The 17,185-nt window shown below is 68.0% G+C and carries 14 protein-coding genes; 8 read left to right on the forward strand and 6 right to left on the reverse strand.

Annotation, left to right across the window (positions count from 1 at the left end):
• Nucleotides 1-74 precede the first annotated feature (74 nt).
• The 3 genes from PG2T_RS01830 to PG2T_RS01840 all read right to left on the reverse strand — a co-directional run bounded on the left by PG2T_RS01830 (nucleotide 75) and on the right by PG2T_RS01840 (nucleotide 3,953).
• On the reverse strand, nucleotides 75-815 hold the full coding sequence (locus PG2T_RS01830) for a 3-oxoacyl-ACP reductase family protein (protein WP_068802565.1): 741 nt from the start codon (nucleotides 813-815) through the stop codon (nucleotides 75-77).
• Between the two features lie 71 nt (nucleotides 816-886).
• Nucleotides 887-2,167 (reverse strand): polyhydroxyalkanoate depolymerase, encoded by a 1,281-nt coding sequence (locus PG2T_RS01835; protein ID WP_068802566.1) that lies wholly within the window; start codon nucleotides 2,165-2,167, stop codon nucleotides 887-889.
• 4 nt (nucleotides 2,168-2,171) lie between these two features.
• On the reverse strand, nucleotides 2,172-3,953 hold the full coding sequence (locus PG2T_RS01840) for a PHA/PHB synthase family protein (protein WP_083214691.1): 1,782 nt from the start codon (nucleotides 3,951-3,953) through the stop codon (nucleotides 2,172-2,174).
• 200 nt (nucleotides 3,954-4,153) lie between these two features.
• On the opposite strand from PG2T_RS01840, the gene PG2T_RS01845 reads away from it, so the two are divergent.
• From PG2T_RS01845 to PG2T_RS01855, 3 genes are all read left to right on the forward strand, one after another.
• The gene (locus PG2T_RS01845) at nucleotides 4,154-4,936 is read left to right on the forward strand and encodes a citryl-CoA lyase (RefSeq protein ID WP_068802567.1); all 783 of its coding nucleotides are present in this window, start codon (nucleotides 4,154-4,156) and stop codon (nucleotides 4,934-4,936) included.
• Nucleotides 4,929-6,305: an MmgE/PrpD family protein gene (locus tag PG2T_RS01850; RefSeq protein ID WP_068802568.1), complete on the forward strand. Its 1,377-nt coding sequence runs from the start codon at nucleotides 4,929-4,931 to the stop codon at nucleotides 6,303-6,305. The genes PG2T_RS01845 and PG2T_RS01850 overlap by 8 nt, the downstream gene beginning before the upstream one ends.
• A 242-nt stretch (nucleotides 6,306-6,547) precedes the next feature.
• On the forward strand, nucleotides 6,548-7,495 hold the full coding sequence (locus tag PG2T_RS01855) for a VOC family protein (protein ID WP_068802569.1): 948 nt from the start codon (nucleotides 6,548-6,550) through the stop codon (nucleotides 7,493-7,495).
• 99 nt (nucleotides 7,496-7,594) lie between these two features.
• Here the strand turns inward: PG2T_RS01855 and PG2T_RS15700 are convergent, their stop codons facing one another.
• The gene (locus tag PG2T_RS15700) at nucleotides 7,595-10,558 is read right to left on the reverse strand and encodes a bifunctional diguanylate cyclase/phosphodiesterase (RefSeq protein ID WP_083214693.1); all 2,964 of its coding nucleotides are present in this window, start codon (nucleotides 10,556-10,558) and stop codon (nucleotides 7,595-7,597) included.
• Nucleotides 10,559-10,689: 131 nt separating this feature from the next.
• On the opposite strand from PG2T_RS15700, the gene PG2T_RS01865 reads away from it, so the two are divergent.
• The 5 genes from PG2T_RS01865 (at nucleotide 10,690) to PG2T_RS01885 (ending at nucleotide 15,115) form a co-directional block, all read left to right on the forward strand.
• On the forward strand, nucleotides 10,690-11,910 hold the full coding sequence (locus PG2T_RS01865; RefSeq protein WP_068802570.1) for an argininosuccinate synthase: 1,221 nt from the start codon (nucleotides 10,690-10,692) through the stop codon (nucleotides 11,908-11,910).
• 13 nt (nucleotides 11,911-11,923) lie between these two features.
• Nucleotides 11,924-13,078 carry a homoserine O-succinyltransferase MetX gene (gene metX / locus PG2T_RS01870; RefSeq protein ID WP_068807555.1) on the forward strand — a complete coding sequence of 385 codons (1,155 nt, stop codon included), beginning with the start codon at nucleotides 11,924-11,926 and terminating at the stop codon, nucleotides 13,076-13,078.
• Complete coding sequence (gene metW, locus PG2T_RS01875; RefSeq protein WP_083214694.1) at nucleotides 13,075-13,806, forward strand: methionine biosynthesis protein MetW; 732 nt, start codon at nucleotides 13,075-13,077, stop codon at nucleotides 13,804-13,806. Before metX ends, metW begins: the two co-directional genes overlap by 4 nt.
• Nucleotides 13,803-14,219, forward strand: coding sequence for a DUF4399 domain-containing protein (locus tag PG2T_RS01880; protein WP_068802571.1), 417 nt, complete (start codon nucleotides 13,803-13,805; stop codon nucleotides 14,217-14,219). The genes metW and PG2T_RS01880 overlap by 4 nt, the downstream gene beginning before the upstream one ends.
• Nucleotides 14,220-14,302: 83 nt before the next feature.
• Nucleotides 14,303-15,115 (forward strand): undecaprenyl-diphosphate phosphatase, encoded by an 813-nt coding sequence (locus tag PG2T_RS01885; RefSeq protein WP_068802572.1) that lies wholly within the window; start codon nucleotides 14,303-14,305, stop codon nucleotides 15,113-15,115.
• Between the two features lie 14 nt (nucleotides 15,116-15,129).
• Here PG2T_RS01885 and ppnP read toward each other — a convergent pair whose 3' ends face one another.
• Together ppnP and ettA are read right to left on the reverse strand one after the other, a co-directional pair.
• The gene (gene ppnP, locus PG2T_RS01890; protein WP_068802573.1) at nucleotides 15,130-15,444 is read right to left on the reverse strand and encodes a pyrimidine/purine nucleoside phosphorylase; all 315 of its coding nucleotides are present in this window, start codon (nucleotides 15,442-15,444) and stop codon (nucleotides 15,130-15,132) included.
• Between the two features lie 23 nt (nucleotides 15,445-15,467).
• The gene (gene ettA, locus PG2T_RS01895) at nucleotides 15,468-17,132 is read right to left on the reverse strand and encodes an energy-dependent translational throttle protein EttA (protein ID WP_068802574.1); all 1,665 of its coding nucleotides are present in this window, start codon (nucleotides 17,130-17,132) and stop codon (nucleotides 15,468-15,470) included.
• Between the last annotated feature and the right edge of the window lie 53 nt (nucleotides 17,133-17,185).

Here is a 17,185-nt window from a genome sequence, read left to right on the forward strand (position 1 = left end):
GCAACGCAAAATCGGCATGGACCACAGGGCGGCGGATGCTAGCACGACGGCGCGTGCCCGCCTGCCGGGTATGGCTACATGTACACGCCGCCGTTGACGTTGATCTGCTGACCGGTGATGTAGTCGGCCTCGGTGGCGATGAAGGCGACCACCTTGGCCACCTCCTGCGGCTTGCCGAAGCGCCCCATCGGAATGCGGGCGCGAATCTTGTCCTGCACGTCCGGCGGCACCTTGGACAGCATTTCGGTTTCCGTGAAGCCGGGCGCGATGGCGTTCACGGTGATGCCGTAACGGGCCAGTTCCAGGGCCGCGGTCTTGGTGAAGGCGATGATGCCGCCCTTGCTGGCGCCGTAATTGGCCTGACCGAAATTGCCGGCCTGACCGACGTACGAACTGATATTGATGATGCGCCCGTAGTTCTGCTCGATCATGATCGGCATCACGGCCGAGGTGCAGTAGTACACGCTGCCCAGATTGGTGTTGATGACCTGCAGCCAATCGTCATCGGTGAGCTTGCGCAGGGTCTTGTCGCGCGTGATGCCGGCGTTGTTCACCAGCACATCGATGCGTCCCCACTGCGCCTGTACCTCGCCGATCAGGCCGCGCGCCTGGTCCGGGTCGGCGACGTCGGCCTGCAGACACAGGCAGTCGACGCCCAGGGCGCGCACCTCGCCGGCCACCGCCTTGGCTTCGGCTTCTGCGCTGCGGTAGTTGACCACCACCGCCATGCCGCGGCGGGCCAGTTCGAGTGCAATGGCACGGCCAATGCCGCGGGACGAGCCGCTGACAATGGCTACCTGCCGGGCTTGGGACATCGGGTTTCTCCTCTTCTACCGATTCAACTATGAGACGCCGCGCTGTTTCAGACCGCGCGCCCGGCCGTTGGTTACGGTGGTGATGGGCGCTTTTTCCTGCCGCGGGATGCCGGGGCCTTTGCCGAAACCGGCCCCCCGGCGCTGGCGCGTATGAACTCGCCAATGACGGGCACGATCAGCTCGCGCCAGCGGCGGCCGCTGAAGGTGCCGTAATGGCCGACCTCCGGTTGGACATAATGCAGTTTTCGTGCCGCCGGCAGGTTGCAGCACAGGCCTTGCGCCGCCTCGGTCTGGCCAGGCCCGGAAATGTCGTCCTTGCCGCCCTCGATGGTCAGCAGCGCGGTATGTTCGATCGCACCCGGATCGACCAATTCACCGCGGTGGTGCATCACGCCCCGCGGCAGGGCATGTTCCTGAAACACCGTGCTGATGGTTTGCAGGTAGAACTCGGCCGAGGTGTCCATCACGGCCAGGTACTCGCGATAGAAATCCCGGTGGTGCTGCGCACTGTCGCCGTCGCCCTGCACCAGGTGGTTGAAAAAATCCTGGTGCGCGTCGACGTGACGCTGGATGTTCATGCTGATGAAGCCGGACAGCTGCATGAAACCCGGATAGACCCGTCGACCGAAGCCCGGGAAGGTCGCCGGTACCGTGGCCAGCAGGTTGCTCTCGAACCACTCCAGCGGGTGATTCATTGCCAGGTCGTTGGGCACCGTCGGGCTGACCCGGGTATCGATCGGCCCACCGATCAACGTCATGCTGGGCGGCGCCAGCGGATCCTTGCGGGCGGCCATCACCGATACCGCCGCCAGCACCGGCACCGCCGGCTGGCATACCGCCAGCACGTGCGTGTCCGGCCCCAGTGTGTGCAGAAAGCCGATCACGTAGTCGATGTAGTCGTCCAGATCGAAGCCGCCGTCCACCAGCGGCACCATGGCCGCGTCCAGCCAGTCGGTAACGTAGACATCGTGATTCGGCAGCAGGGCGCGCACGGTGTCGCGCAGCAGGGTCGCGTAGTGGCCGGACATCGGCGCCACCACCAGCAGGCGCGGGTCATCCCGCACCGCGCCGCGACGAAAATGCAGCAGGTCGCAGAACGGCTCGCGCTGGACGACCTCAAGGTTGACCGGCACCTGGGCGCCGTCGATCAGCGTGCTGTGCAGGCCCCATTCAGGCTTGTCGTAGCGGCGCGTGACGTTGTCGAACAGCTCGCAGCTGGCCGACAGCCAGCGGGCGGCGGCCGTTTCCCGCCACGGATTGTCCGGGTGGCGCAGCATCCGGCTGGTCAGGTCTGCCGCCGCGCGGGCCGGGGCCAGACCGGCGTGGGCAATTTCCCGCATGTGGTAGAGCATCCGATCACTCCTTGTGGCTGGTCATGCGTACGTACGAACCGGGTGCGTCTTCGATGGCAGGGAGTCCGCCCGTGCCGGGCATGCGGGCCATGACCTTGCCGCCGGCCCGCCGGCCGAGCCAGAACTTCCAGTCCGGCCACCAGGAACCGGCGTGTTCCTGTGCCGCCGTGCGCCATTCCTCCGGGTTCGTGGGCAGGCTGTCGCAGGTCCAGTGCTGGTACTTGTGCGCGGCGGGCGGGTTGATGATGCCGGCGATGTGGCCGGAGCCGGACAGCACGAAACGCGTCTTGCCGCCCGGCAACAGCGCTCCGGCATGGACCGAGCGCCAGGGCGCGATGTGGTCCTCCACCGTGGCCACGAAATAGCACGGCACGGCGATTTTCGACAGGTCGATCGGCACCCCGGCCAGGGTGATGCCGCCCGGCTCGCGCAGGCGGTTGTGCAGGTACATGTTGCGCAGATAAAAGCTGTGCATGGCCGCCGGCATGCGCGTTGCATCCGCATTCCAGAACAGCAGGTCGAACGGCGCCGGGTCCTTGCCCAGCAGGTAGTTGTTGACGAAGAACGACCAGATCAGGTCGTTCGCGCGCAGCAGGTTGAAGGCCGTCGCCATGTCGGCACTGTCCAGATAACCGGTCTGGGCCATCTTGCCCTCCAGAGCGGATATCTGGTCCTCGTCGATGAACACACCCAGGTCACCCGGCTCGGTGAAGTCGAGCAGGCTGGCAAAGGTGGTCGCCGACTTGATCCGCTCGTCCCCGGTGGCCGCCATGTACGCCAGCGTGCTCAGCAGCAGCGTGCCGCCGATGCAGTAGCCGACTGCGTTCACCTCGCGCTCACCGCAGGCCTGTTCGATGGCGTCCAGCGCCGCCAGCGGCCCCTCGATCATGTAGTCCTCGAAGGATTTGCCCGCCAGCTCGGGCCCGGGATTGACCCAGGAAATCATGAACACCGTGTAGCCCTGCTCCACCCACCAGCCGACCAGCGAATTCTTCGGCTGCAGGTCCATCACATAGAACTTGTTGATCCACGGCGGCACCACCAGCAGCGGGCGCCGGTACACCTGATCGGTAACCGGGGTGTACTGGATCAGTTGCATGAGGCCGTTCTGGAACACCACCTTGCCGGGCGTGGCGGCGATGTTGACGCCCACCTCGAATGCGCCCGGATCGGTCATGCGCGGATCCAGCCGCCCGCCGCCGCGCTGCATGTCCTCCAGCATGTGCCGCAGGCCGTGCAGCAGGTTCTGTCCGCCTGATTCCACCGTGGCGCGCAACACTTCCGGATTGGTGGCGACGAAGTTCGACGGCGACAGCGCATCGGCGAACTGGCGCGTGTAGAACGTCAGCTTGCGGCGTGTGGCCGGATCGAGGTCGCCCACGCCGGTGACCTGTTCCAGCAGCCACTGGCCGGTCAGCAGATAGCACTGGCGTATCAGGTCGAAGGCCGGCAGTTGCCAGTCGGTGCCGCGAAACCGGCGATCCGCCACAGCGCCGGCAGGTGGCGTCTGGCCGGCCAGGGCTGCCAGGCTGTGTTGCCACAGCTGGGCATAGCCCTCCCAGAGTTTGGCCTGCGCCTGCATCAGGCGCCCCGGGTCCGCGAGCAGGGACTGGTTGAACAGCGCCAGAGCCTGCAGCAGCCCCCCTGCCATGCTGTTCAGCACCGGGCCATCCAGCACCGGCTGCTGCCATGCATCCTGCATCTGGTCCTGTATCTGCTGGGCAACCTGCGCCAGCTCCTCCAGAACCGTGCCCGGATCCATCGTGGCGCTGTTCTCATTCGGCATGAATAGGCCTCCCGGAGTGTCCCTGGACGCGAATTGTGCACTGCAAAAACATGCCTTGAAGGGTAGTGAAAAGCCGCCCGACTGTAAAGGCGAGCGGCGCGGGCGCGCGGCCGGATTGCTGTTGTGGCCGTCCCGAAACTGTCATCATTTCGTGCGCCGGACCAAAACACACCCCAACACCACCGGAGAAACCCGCCGTCATGGCCGACCAACGCAAACCCACCACCGCCATCTGTGCCTATACCAGCGACGCCATCTACGTGCGCGACAAGAGCCTGGTCGACGAGCTGATCGGCGAAATCACCTTCACGCAGATGATGTTCTTCCAGATCATGGGCCGCATGCCGTCGCCGGCCGAGGTCAAGATCGTCGACGCGGTGCTGGTCACACTGATGGAACACGGCATCACGCCCAGCGCCATCGCCACCCGCCTGACCCTGATGAGCGCGCCCGAGTCCCTGCAGGGCGCGGTCGCGGCCGGGCTGCTGGGCGTCGGCGGGCAGTTCCTGGGCACCATGCAGGGCGCGGCCGAACTGATTGCCGAGATGATGGCCGCCGAAGACGGCGTGCCGGCCGCCGCCGAGCGCATCGCCCGGCGCCATCGCGCGAGCAAGACCGCCCTGCCCGGCTTTGGCCACAACCTGCACCGGCCGGACGATCCGCGCACGCCAAAGATCCTGGCCGTGGCGACCGCCGCCGGTGTCCAGGGCAAGCACATCGCCGCCCTGCTGGCGCTGGGCGAGGCGGTGGACCGCGTCTACGAGCGTCACATCACCATCAACGCCACCGGCGCCATCGCCGCCGTGCTGTCGGAAATCGGCATTCCGGTCGAGGTCATGCGCGGCTTTGCGGTCATCACCCGCGCCGCCGGCCTGGTCGGCCATGTCAAGGAGGAGCTCGAAAACCCGGCCGCGCGCGGCATCTGGGACGCCGCCACGCACGCGGTCGAGTACTCCGGGAACGCCCTCAAGAACCATGCTTGAGGCCAGCCTCACCGAGCGCCTGGCCGACTGGCAACTGGCCCGGCGCCAGACCGGCTTCGCCGCCGCCGACATCGAGGCCGCCCGCCTGCTGGTGCTGGACTGGCTCGGTTCGGCCGTGGCCGGCATCGGCACGGAGACCGGGCGCATTTTTCTGGAATACGCGCGCTTGCAGCCGGCCGGCAAGGTGACGCTGCTGGGTCTGTCCGAAGGCCGCTCGGTGGAAGTGGCGGCGCTGGTCAACGGCGCCCTGTCGCACATCGTCGAGATGGACGATGTCGAGCGCGAGTCGGTCACGCACCCCGGCGCGGTGGTGGTGCCGGCCGCGCTGGCGGTGGCCGAGCGGATCGGCGCCAGCGGCCTTGAGCTGCTGGCCGCCGTGGTGGCCGGTTACGAGATCATGGTGCGCGTCGGCGCGGCCCTGGGCGCCGAGCACTACTACCACTTCCACAACACCTCCACGGCCGGGGTGTTCGGCGCCGCCGCCGCGGCCGGCTGGCTGCTGAATCTCGACCGCGACCGGCTGGTGTGGGCGCTGGGCAACGCCGGCACGCAGGCCTCCGGCCTGTGGCAGTTCAACGAAGAGGGCGCGCTCACCAAGCCTCTGCACCCCGGCCGGGCGGCTGCCAACGGCGTGCTGGCGGCCACCTTGTCGCGCCTGGGCCTGACCGGCGCCCGCCACATCCTGGAAGGCGAGCGCGGTTTCTTCGCCGGCCTTGCGCCGCGCGGCGACCCGCAGCAGGTGGTGGCGCACCTGGGCGAAGCGGACGAGCCGCTGCGCGTGCGGAAAATCTCGATCAAGCCGCACGCTTCCTGCCGGCACACGCACGCGCCCATCGACGCGGCCTTGGCGCTGCGCGCGCAGTTGCCAGCCGATGCGACCATCGCTGCGGTGCGTGTCAGCACCTACCAGGCAGCGCTGACCCTGTGCGACAAACCGGACCCGCGCAGCTCGGCAGACGCCAAGTTCAGCCTGCAGTTCTGCGTCGCCTCGGCCCTGCTGCACGGCCAGGTCGGCCTCACGGAATTCTCGGACGCGGCGCTGACCGACAAGGCCGTACGCGCGCTGCTGCCGCACATCGAAGTCGCCATCGATCCGGCGCGTGAGGCGGCGTACCCGGGCTGCTGGTCGGCAGCCATCGAGGTCACGCTGGCCGATGGCCGCAGCTTCAAGGCCGCACAGGACCGGCCCAAGGGCGATCCGGAAAATCCGCTCTCGGTGCCGGAACTGGAAGCCAAGTTCCGTGATCTGGCCGCCGCCGGTGGGGCGCACAGCGGCCAGGTCGAGCGCCTGCTCGATTGGCTGCGCGCGCTGGCCAGGCCCGAGCCCTTGGACCCGCTCCCCCTGCGCGAGCTGGCGCGCAGCCCCTGACCGGGCACCACCACCACTGCCAACTACGACACGGCCCTGGCGCTGCTGGACGATCCCCAGCCGGGGCATTTGGCGCCGGCGCCGTCTGGGGCCGGCGCCCCGCGTGATCGAACAATGACTGAGGAGGGGAAAATGAAGGCACGCAAACCGCAGCTCAGCCGCCGGCGCTTTCTGCACGGCAGCGCGGCGCTGGCGGCCGAACACGCCGTGCGCGGCATCAGCCCCAATGCGGAGCGCAGCGCATGAGCCTGCCACTTGGACGTTTCGATCGCTTCGGCATGGTGGTCGGCAATCTCGAAGCGGCGATGCAGGCCTATGCGCAGGTGTTCGGCATCCGCCGGTTCGAGCTGTGCCAGATCGACGGCCGGCCGGCCGCGCTGGGCGGCTTCGGCAGCCTGCGCCTGGAGCTGATCGAAGGCAGCGCCGGTGGCGATGTGCTCGGCGAATTCTTCGACCGTCGCGGCGAGGGCATGAGCCACGCCGTGTTCATGCCGGACCGGGACCACAGCCCTGAGCGGATCGCACAGCGCGCGACGGCGCTCGATCTGGGCGCTGAAATCAGCCGCGATCGGCTCACCATCGCCAGCCGCGCCCAGCTCGGCGGGCTGGCGCTGGTCGCGCAGTCGGCGCCGCCGCCGATACACGGCCAGCGGAGCTTCCAGCAAAAAGCCCTGTTGCCGTGTCAGAAGCTGTTCCACATCGGCATGGTGGTGCGCGACCGGGAGCTGGCGATCGGCGGTTTCCAGCGCCTGCTCGGCATCGACGAATTCCTGCGCATGGAACTTCACACCGACCAGGGCCTGCGGGTGTGGATCGACGGCACGCCGGCGCTGCATCACGCGCGCACCGCCTTTGGCCGTCGCGGTGATTTTGCCTGCGAGCTGATGGAACCCCTGGGCGGGGACGGCATGTACCAGCGTTTCCTGGCGGCCCATGACGAAGGGCCGCAGCATTACTTCCCGACCATCCTCGACCCGGCCGATTTTGCCGCCGTGCGCGACGGCCTGGCCCGCGCCGGACTTGCTGTGCGTCTGGAAGGCGCCATCGGCGACGCCATGCGCTATTACTACCTCGACAGTGCGCCGCTGATGGGCATGTGCATCGAAATCATCGTCGCGCAGCGGCCGGACTGGTGGCAGTCGCTGGGCATGAGCGCGCTGGACGCCTGGCGGGTGGGACTGGACGGCTGAACGCGAGCGAAACCCGCCGCATACCGATACCGCGCGGCGCCGGGGCAGCGACCGGGCAAGCGGCGCAGAAAAACGCCTGTCACACGATCATTCCGCACCTCACCGTCCCGGCGATGCATCGCCATTCGAGGTGCCAGGCATCCGGCGCCCTGGCCAGCGAGCAATCCAGGCGGCAATCTCGGCGTTCGGCATCGGCCGGGCGATGCCGTAACCCTGCGCAATGTCGCAGCCCATGTCGGCCAGGATCGCCAGCGTGGCCTCGTCTTCCGTGCCCTCGGCCACCACTTTCAGGCCCAGCGCGTGACCGAGGTCGATCATCGCCTGCACGATTTGCCGCGTCTGCGGCTGCGCCAGGCCGATGGTGAACGCGCGGTCGATCTTGAGGCCGCTCAGCGGCAACTCCCGCAGATAGGTCATGGACGAGTAGCCGGTACCGAAATCGTCCAGGTAGATCGGCAGGCCCAGGGCATGCAGTTCCTGCAATACCTTCAGGCTGCGCACCGGATCATCCATGACGGCGGTTTCGGTCAGCTCAAGGTGCAGGCAGTTACGCGGCAGCGGCCAGTGATCGAGCAGTTCCTTCACACGGGCTACGAACTGCGGGTCATGCAGGTTGCGCGTGGACACGTTGACCGCGATCGGCAGCAGCAACCCGGCGGCGGCATGGCGCGCGGCAAGCTCGCACACGCCGTCCAGGATCGCGTAGGTCAGCGGTCGAATCAGGCCGGTTTTCTCGGCCAGGCCGATGAATCGGGCCGGCGACACATCGCCATGCAGCGGATGACGCCAGCGGGCCAGGGCCTCCATGCTGCAAATCTTCCCGGACCGCAGGTCAAGCTGCGGCTGCACGTGCACCTGCAGCGCCCGCATGTCGATCGCGGCGCGCAGATCGCCCGCCAGAATCAGGCGCTCGCGCCATTCCTTGTCCAGATCCGGATGGGCAAGCAACACCTGGGAAGCGCCATCGCCTGCCTCGTGCGCGGCCAGTTTCGCCGCCTGCAGCAGGCGCTCGGCATCGCCCGGCCGGCGCCCACCGACGGCAATGCCGACGGTGGCCTGGATGTCCACGCCGACCGATGTCAGCTGCGCCGGTGGCGCCAGACTGGCCAGCGTCCGATTGGCTTCGCGGTTCGCGGCCGACTCGTCGGCGTCGGACACAAGCAGCGCAAATTCCGACTGCGCCACACGCGCCAGCAGCGTCGGTGACAGTGCCTCGAGCCGGCGGGCGACGTCGTTCAGGAACTCATCGCCGCTGGCCTGTCCGAGCGTGGCCGCTATTTCCCAGTAGTTCTGGATCTGCACCACCAGCACGGCGAGGGAACCGGAACTGCCGGCGGTCAGGCCGGTCGTGTGCTCGACAAAACTGGCCTGATTCGGCAGGCCGGTCACGGCGTCGAAATAGGCCAGGTGGCGCAGCCTTACCTCCGCCAGCCGCCCGCGCTCGCGCAGGCGGGCGGTGGCAATGCCAAACGACAGATCGTCGGCCATCTCGGACAGCAGTTCGACTTCGCGTGCGTTGAACGCATCCGCCTCGGCGGAATGGAGGCTCAGGGCACCGATGACGCTGCCGTCCACCCGCAGCGGCAGCACGAGTCCGGACCGCAGGCCACGGCCGGCGGCCGCCCGGAACAACTCGTGTGTCGCGGGCGTCGCCGTGGCGTCTTTCATGACCACCACCTCACCGCTGGCGATGGCCTGCGCGGTCGGTGTCTGATGCGCCAGCGCGGTGTCCCAGTGCGCCTGCAGGTAAGCGGCAAAGCCACCGTCGTCGCCGGCCCGGGCCATCGGCTCGATACCGGTTTCGGTGACATAGACCACCCCGGCGCAACGATAGCCGCCCACCTCGACCCCGACCCGGCACATCGCCTCCAACAGCGACCGCTCGTCCTGCTCTCGCAGCAGGATCCGGTTACCGGTGCTCAGGACCGCATACGCCCGCATGGCGCCGTCGATACGGTCAGCCATGTGGTTGAAGGCGCTGCTCATGGCCAGCAGTTCGGCGACCCTGCCACCGGCCGGCAGGCGCACGCCCTGCTCGCCTCTGGCCAGGCGCGACGCGGAAGCGGCCAGCCGGCGCACCGGTGCCATCACCACCGCATTGACCAGCAGCCAGACCAACGCCGCCAGCAGCAACAGGGCACCGAACACCACCAGCGGCTGCCTGCGCGTGATTGCCGTGAGCGATGTCGCAAGCTCATCCTGTGGCCAGCCGAGCACCAGGTAAGGCGCGTCGTAAACCACGTCCCCGCCCAGGCGCAGGTAGGTGTAATGATGTGACGGATCGGCCGCGCCGGCTGCCGGCACGGGGATACTGCCACCCAGCGGCTGGCGCTGGATCAGCGCCGCCAGCGCCGCGCGCTGCAGCGGCATGACCAGGCCATCCGGCGCCTGTGCCGGATGGCGCAGCAGCTCGTTCAGATCGTGATCCAGCAAAACCAGCGTGGCCCCGCCCGGCAGCGCGGACGAATCGACCAATTCAGCCAGCCACCGGCTGCCGATGGCGGCGAAGACCACCGCCACCACCTCGCCGTCGGCGCCAATCATCGGCAAACCGAAATTGATGCCCGGCACACCGGTGATGCGCCCGGTCTGGTAGGTCCCGGCGGCGAAGCTGCGGGTTTCGAGCGCGCGCCGGAAATAGCCGCGATCGCCAAGGTTCAGGCCCTCCCGGAACGGCAGGGCCGAACACAGCACCCGTCCGTCGACACCGATGACGCCAAGGTTGGCGAACGCCTGGTCGCTGGTCAGCAAGCGCTTCATCAGCGCAGTGCAGTAAGCCGGCTCGTCGACCAGGCGCGGCAGCTGTGCCGTTACCGTCAACACCGAGCGCACCTCGGCCACCAGCTGGGCATGCCGCCGGGCCACACCGTCGGCCATCGCCTGGGCATGCTCGACCGTGTCCTGGCGCACCGCCACCTGCAGGCGCTCGGCCGACCACCACAGCAGGGCCACCACGGGCAACGCAACCAGCAACACCACGACCGACGCGATGGTGCGCAGGCTCACGCCCGTGCGCGCCCAGCGGCGACGCTCCTGCTCCCCGTTGTCCAACTGCTCGGGCATGGGACTGCCCTCCGTTTGTGGGTCTGCCGCGACGACAGCGTCCCGGGCCGGACCGGGGCACGCGCTGCCGCCGGATCGGCTTGGCCTAGAATAGGCGCCCCTCGATGCCGCCCAGCGGAGCAAACTCCTTCATGACCGACGTCAAACGCGTGGTGCTCGCCTACTCGGGCGGGCTCGATACGTCCATCATCCTGAAGTGGCTGCAGGAAACTTACCACTGCGAGGTGGTCACGTTCACAGCCGATATCGGCCAGGGCGACGCCGAACTTGAGCCGGCCCGCCGCAAGGCCGAGCTGATGGGCGCCAGCGCCATGTACGTGGACGACCTGACCGAGGAATTCGCGCGCGACTTCGTGTTCCCGATGTTTCGCGCCAACGCGCTGTACGAGGGCGAATACCTGCTGGGCACCTCGATCGCGCGGCCACTGATCGCCAAGCGGCTGGTGGAGATCGCCCGCGAGACCGGCGCCGACGCCATCGCCCACGGCGCCACCGGCAAGGGCAACGACCAGGTGCGCTTCGAGCTGGGCGCCTACGCGCTGATGCCGGACGTGCGCGTGATCGCGCCCTGGCGGGAGTGGGACCTCACCTCGCGCGAGAAGCTGCTGGCCTATGCCGAGCGGCATGGCATCCCGGTCGAGTTCAAGCGCGCGGGTCAGACCTCGCCCTACTCCATGGACGCCAACCTGCTGCACATCTCCTACGAGGGCGGCGTGCTCGAGGACCCCTGGCAGGAGCCGGAAGAGTCCATGTGGCGCTGGACGGTGGACGTGCAGCAGGCGCCGGATGCGCCGCAGTACGTGGAGCTCGAATACCGCCACGGTGACATCGTGGCCGTCGATGGCGAGACGCTGACGCCGGCGCAGGTGATGCGCCGCCTGAACGAAATCGGCGGACGCCACGGCGTCGGCCGCGTGGACATCGTCGAGAACCGCTACGTGGGCATGAAGTCCCGTGGCTGCTACGAAACCCCGGCCGGCACCATCATGCTGCGCGCGCACCGCGCCATCGAGTCGCTGACGCTGGACCGCGAGGCGGCGCATCTGAAGGACGACCTGATGCCCCGCTACGCCAGCCTGGTCTACAACGGCTACTGGTGGAGCCCGGAACGCCAGCTGCTGCAGGGCCTGATCGACGACAGCCAGCAGCGCGTCAACGGCACCGTGCGGATCAAGCTCTACAAGGGCAACGTGCTGGTGGCCGGACGCAAGAGCCCGGACTCGCTGTTCGACCCGGCCATCGCCACCTTCGAGGACGACGCCGGCGCCTACAACCAGGCCGACGCCACCGGCTTCATCCGCCTGAACGCGCTGCGACTGCGCAGTGCCGCGCGCCTGCGTGGCGGCGGCTGAGCACTTGGCCGACATCGTGGGCCCGCTGAGCCCGGATTCGGTGGGGCTGGTCGAGCCGCGCAGCTTCCGCCACGAGCAGCCGCTGGCGCTCGACTGTGGCCGCGAGCTGCCCGGCTTCGATCTGAAGTACGAGACCTACGGCAGCCTGAACGCCGCCCGCAGCAACGCCATCCTGGTCTGCCATGCGCTGTCGGGCGATCACCACGCCGCCGGCTGGAACGCCCCGGACGACAAGCGCCCCGGCTGGTGGGACAACTGCATCGGCCCCGGCAAGCCGATCGACACCGACAAGTTCTTCGTGGTGGCCTGCAACAACCTGGGCGGCTGCGCCGGCTCGACCGGCCCGAACAGCATCAATCCGGCCACCGGCCGCCTGTGGGGGCCGGACTTCCCCATCGTCACCGTGCGCGACTGGGTGCGCAGCCAGGCCCTGCTGGCCGATCACCTGGGCATCGAGCGCTTCGCGGCCGTGGCCGGCGGCAGCCTGGGCGGCATGCAGGCCCTGCAGTGGACAATCGAGTTCCCGGGCCGGGTACGCAGTGCGCTCCTGATCGCCGCCGCGCCGCGCCTGTCGGCGCAGAACATCGCCTTCAACGAGGTGGCGCGCAAGGCCATCATGTCCGACCCGGACTTCCACGAGGGCCGCTATGCCGAACAGGGCGTGGTGCCGCGCCGCGGGCTGATGCTGGCGCGCATGCTGGGGCACATCACGTATCTTTCGGACGGCCTGATGCGGCAGAAATTCGGCCGCGAGCTGCGCGAGGGCAAGCTGAACTTCGGCTTCGATGTCGAGTTCCAGATCGAGTCCTACCTGCGCCATCAGGGCGAGACCTTCGTCGACCGCTTCGACGCCAACACCTATCTGTTGATGACCAAGGCGCTGGATTACTTCGACCCGGCGGCCGAGTACGACGGCGATCTGGCGCGGGCCCTGGCCCGCGCGCAGGCGCGCTTTCTGGTGGTGGCCTTCTCCAGCGACTGGCGCTTCGCGCCGGAGCGCTCGCGCGAGCTGGTCAAGGCCCTGCACACCGGCGGCAGCGCCGTCAGCTACGCGGCCATCGACTCGCCGGACGGTCACGATGCCTTCCTGCTGCCCAACGAACACTACTTCGGCGTGCTGCGGGCGTTCCTGAACCGCGTCCATGCCGAACTGGAGGTGGCCGCATGACAGCCCCGACAGATCGGCGCCTCGACACCGTCGGCCAGCCGCACCTGCAGCGCCGCGCGACCGACCGGCAGCATGAAACCAGCCACCTGCGCGGCGACCACGCCCTGATCGCGCAGTGGATCCGGCCCGGCAGCCGGGTGCTCGATCTGGGCTGCGGCGACGGCGGCCTGCTGGCACATTTGCGCGCCGCACGGGCGGTGACCGGCTACGGCATCGAACTTCAAATCGACAAGGTCGTGCGCTGCATCGAACGCGGCGTGAACGTGATCCAGGGCGACCTCGACGCCGGCCTGGCCGATTTCGACACCGGCTCCTTCGACTACGTGATCATGAGCCTGACCCTGCAGGCGGTGTATTTTCCGGCCCGGTTGCTGGAGGAAATGCTGCGCGTCGGGCGCGAGGGCATCGTCGCCTTTCCGAACTTCGGGCACCTGAACTGCCGCCTGCAACTGGCCTTCGGCGGCCATATGCCGGTCTCCTCGGCGCTGCCCGAGACCTGGTACGAGACCGACAACATCCACCTGTGCACCATCCGCGACTTCGAGAGCCTGTGCCACACGCTGGGCATCCGCATCCTGCAGCGAACGGTGGTCAATCATCAGCACCGCCGGTCGCTGGGCGCGCGCCTGCTGCCCAACCTGCTGGGCGAGGTTGCGCTGTACAGGTTCGAGCGCAAGACTGACCTCGGCCATCCGGCTGCCCCATCACTCCACGGAGATCGCCCATGAAAACGCCGCTGCGAAGCCTGGCACTGCCACTGCTGCTCAGTCCCCTGTTGGCACTGGCCGCAACGCCCGCGCCGCCGGGCGCCGAGGTCTATTTCATCTCGCCCAAGGACGGGCAGACAGTGAGCAGCCCGGTGACCGTACGCTTCGGCCTCAAGGGCATGGGCGTGGCCCCGGCCGGCACGCAGAAGGACGCCACCGGCCACCATCACCTGCTGATCGATGCCGATCTGCCGCCGCTCGACCAGCCGGTGCCCACCGACGACCACCACAAGCATTTCGGCGCCGGCCAGACCGAGACCGTCATCACGCTGCCGCCTGGCAAACATACGCTGCAGCTGCTGCTGGGCGACTTCGCCCATACCCCGCACGAACCGCCGGTGATGTCGCCGAAAATCACCATCGAGGTCAAGTAAGACTGTCCAGACGCCGGCCGCGGCGCCACGCCGCGGCGCCGCCCGTGCGCCCCTCCCACCCCTGACATCCCCAAGGAAGCTTCATGCCGCCCGCCGAACCGAGCCTGCTGCAAGTAATCGTGCTGGCCGTGGTGCAGGGCATCACCGAATTCCTGCCGATATCAAGCTCGGCGCACCTGATCCTGGTGCCGCAGGTGTTCGGCTGGCCGGATCAGGGCCTGGCCTTCGACGGCGCCATGCACGTCGGCACGCTGGCCGCCGTACTGTGGTATTTCCGCAAAAACCTGTGGCCCCTGACACGAGATTTTGGCGCCAGCCTGCGTGGCCAGGGCCTGACCCCGAATGGCCGCCTGGCCTGGGCGGTGCTGCTCGGCACACTGCCGGCGGCGATCGCCGGCCTGCTGCTGCACGACCTCATCGAAGGCCCGCTGCGCAGCCCGAAAGTCATTGCCGCCACCACCATCGGCTACGGCCTGCTGCTGCTGCTGGCCGACCGCATCGGCGCCCAGCGCCGCGACGAGTACACCTTCCGCTGGCGCGATGCCGCGTTGATCGCCTGCGCGCAGGTGCTGGCGCTGGTGCCCGGCACGTCGCGCTCGGGCATTACCATGACGGCCGGCTTGCTGGCCGGGCTCACGCGCGCCGGCGCGGCACGGTTCTCGTTCCTGCTGTCGATCCCGATCACCGCGCTGGCCGGCGGCTACGAAATCCTCAAGCTGGTGCAGGCCGGCGCGCCGTCCGAACTCGACAAGGCACTCCTTGCGGCCGCGGCGGCCGCCGTCAGCGGGTACCTCGCCATCGCCTTCCTGATGCGCCTGCTGCAGAGCCGCGGCATGACGCCGTTCGTGGTCTACCGCCTGCTGCTGGGCGCGTACCTGATCGCAGTCTTTTACTGAGGCGGGACCGGCGCTTATCCGAAGTGGCAGACGTAGTCGATCCGCTCCAGCGTCTGGATGTCGAAACTGCTGTCACCGGGCACGTCGAAAGCCTGGCCGGCGCCGTACTCGAGCCAGTCGCCTGAACCGGCCTGCCGCACCCGGCAGCGGCCGGCGAGGATCTCCATCCGCTCCGGCGCGCCGGTGCTGAAGGTGAGCGAGGACGGGAAAATCACGCCCAGGCTCTTTCGGGTACCGTCGGCCAGCAGCACGGTATGGCTGACGCACTGGCCGTCGAAGTAGACGTTGGCCTGTTTGATGACGCTCACGGCGTCGAAGCGGTCGGACATTGCGATTCTCGTTTGCGTGTTGATCAGCGCAGCGCCTTGAAGCGGATGCGGTGCGGCCGGGCGGCTTCCTCGCCCAGGCGACGCCGCTTGTCGGCCTCGTATTCCTGGTAGTTGCCGGCAAAGAAGGTCCACTGCGAGTCGCCCTCGGCGGCCAGGATGTGGGTGGCGATGCGGTCCAGGAACCAGCGGTCGTGGCTGATCACCAGCGCGGAGCCGGCGAACTCCAGCAGCGCCTCCTCCAGCGCGCGCAGCGTCTCGACGTCGAGGTCATTCGACGGCTCGTCCAGCAGCAGCACGTTGCCGCCCTTGAGCAGCGTCTTGGCCAGATGCAGGCGCCCGCGCTCGCCGCCGGACAGGCTGCCGACCGGCTTTTGCTGATCCGCGCCCTTGAAGTTGAAGCGCCCCAGGTACGCCCGCGACGGCATCTCGAACTTGCCGACGGTGATGATGTCGGCGCCGCCGGAGATGTCCTGCCAGGCGGTCTTTTCGTTGGCCAGTTCGTCGCGACTCTGGTCGACCAGGGCGATCTGCACCGACTGGCCGATCTTGATGCTGCCGCCGTCCGGCTGCTCTTTACCGGTCAGCATCCGGAACAGCGTCGACTTGCCGGCGCCGTTCGGGCCGATGATGCCCACGATCGCGCCCGGCGGAATCTTGAAGCTCAGGTCGTCGATCAGCAGTCGCTCGCCGTAGCCCTTTTTGACGTGCTCGAACTCGATCACCTCATTGCCCAGGCGCTCGGCGACCGGGATGAAGATTTCCTTGGTTTCGTTGCGCTTCTGGTAGTCGTGGCTGGACAGTTCCTCGAAGCGGTTCAGGCGCGCCTTGCTCTTGGCCTGGCGGCCCTTGGGGTTCTGGCGCACCCATTCGAGTTCCTGCGCCATGGCCTTCTGGCGGGCCGATTCGCTGGATTCTTCCTGCTTCAGGCGCTGGCTTTTCTGCTCCAGCCAGTCGCTGTAGTTGCCCTTGAAGGGAATGCCGCGCCCGCGATCGAGCTCCAGAATCCACTCCGCCACGTTGTCCAGGAAATACCGGTCATGCGTGACGGCCACCACGGTGCCGGCGAAGCGGTGCAGGAACTGCTCCAGCCAGTCCACGGATTCGGCATCCAGGTGGTTGGTCGGCTCGTCCAGCAACAGCATGTCGGGCTTTGACAGCAGCAGCCGGCACAGCGCGACGCGGCGCTTCTCGCCGCCGGACAGCGTGCCGATCTGCGCCTCCCACGGCGGCAGGCGCAGCGCGTCGGCGGCCACTTCCAGCTGCACGCCGGCACTGTCGCCGTCGGCGGCGGCGATTTCGGCTTCCAGGCGCGCCTGCTCCTCGGCCAGCTTGTCGAAATCGGCGTCCGGGTCGCCATAGGCGGCGTAGACCTCCTCCAGACGCTTTTGCGCCGCCAGTACGCCGCCGATGCCCTCCTCCACCGCCTGGCGCACGGTCTGCGTGGCGTCCAGCTGCGGCTCCTGCGGCAGATAGCCGATGCGGATGCCGGGCATCGGCACCGCCTCGCCCTCGATCTCGGTATCCACGCCGGCCATGATGCGCAGCAGCGTCGACTTGCCGGAGCCGTTCAGGCCCAGCACGCCGATCTTGGCGCCCGGGAAGAACGACAGCGAGATGTCCTTGAGAATTTCCCGCTTCGGCGGCACGACCTTGCCGACGCGGTTCATGGTGAAAACGTATTGAGCCATTTGCCAGAAACAGGTGCAGAAAAGGGCCGGCAAGGATAGAGCAAAGCCGCCCG

Origin of the sequence: Immundisolibacter cernigliae (genome assembly GCF_001697225.1) — a bacterium.
Classification (GTDB): domain Bacteria; phylum Pseudomonadota; class Gammaproteobacteria; order Immundisolibacterales; family Immundisolibacteraceae; genus Immundisolibacter; species Immundisolibacter cernigliae.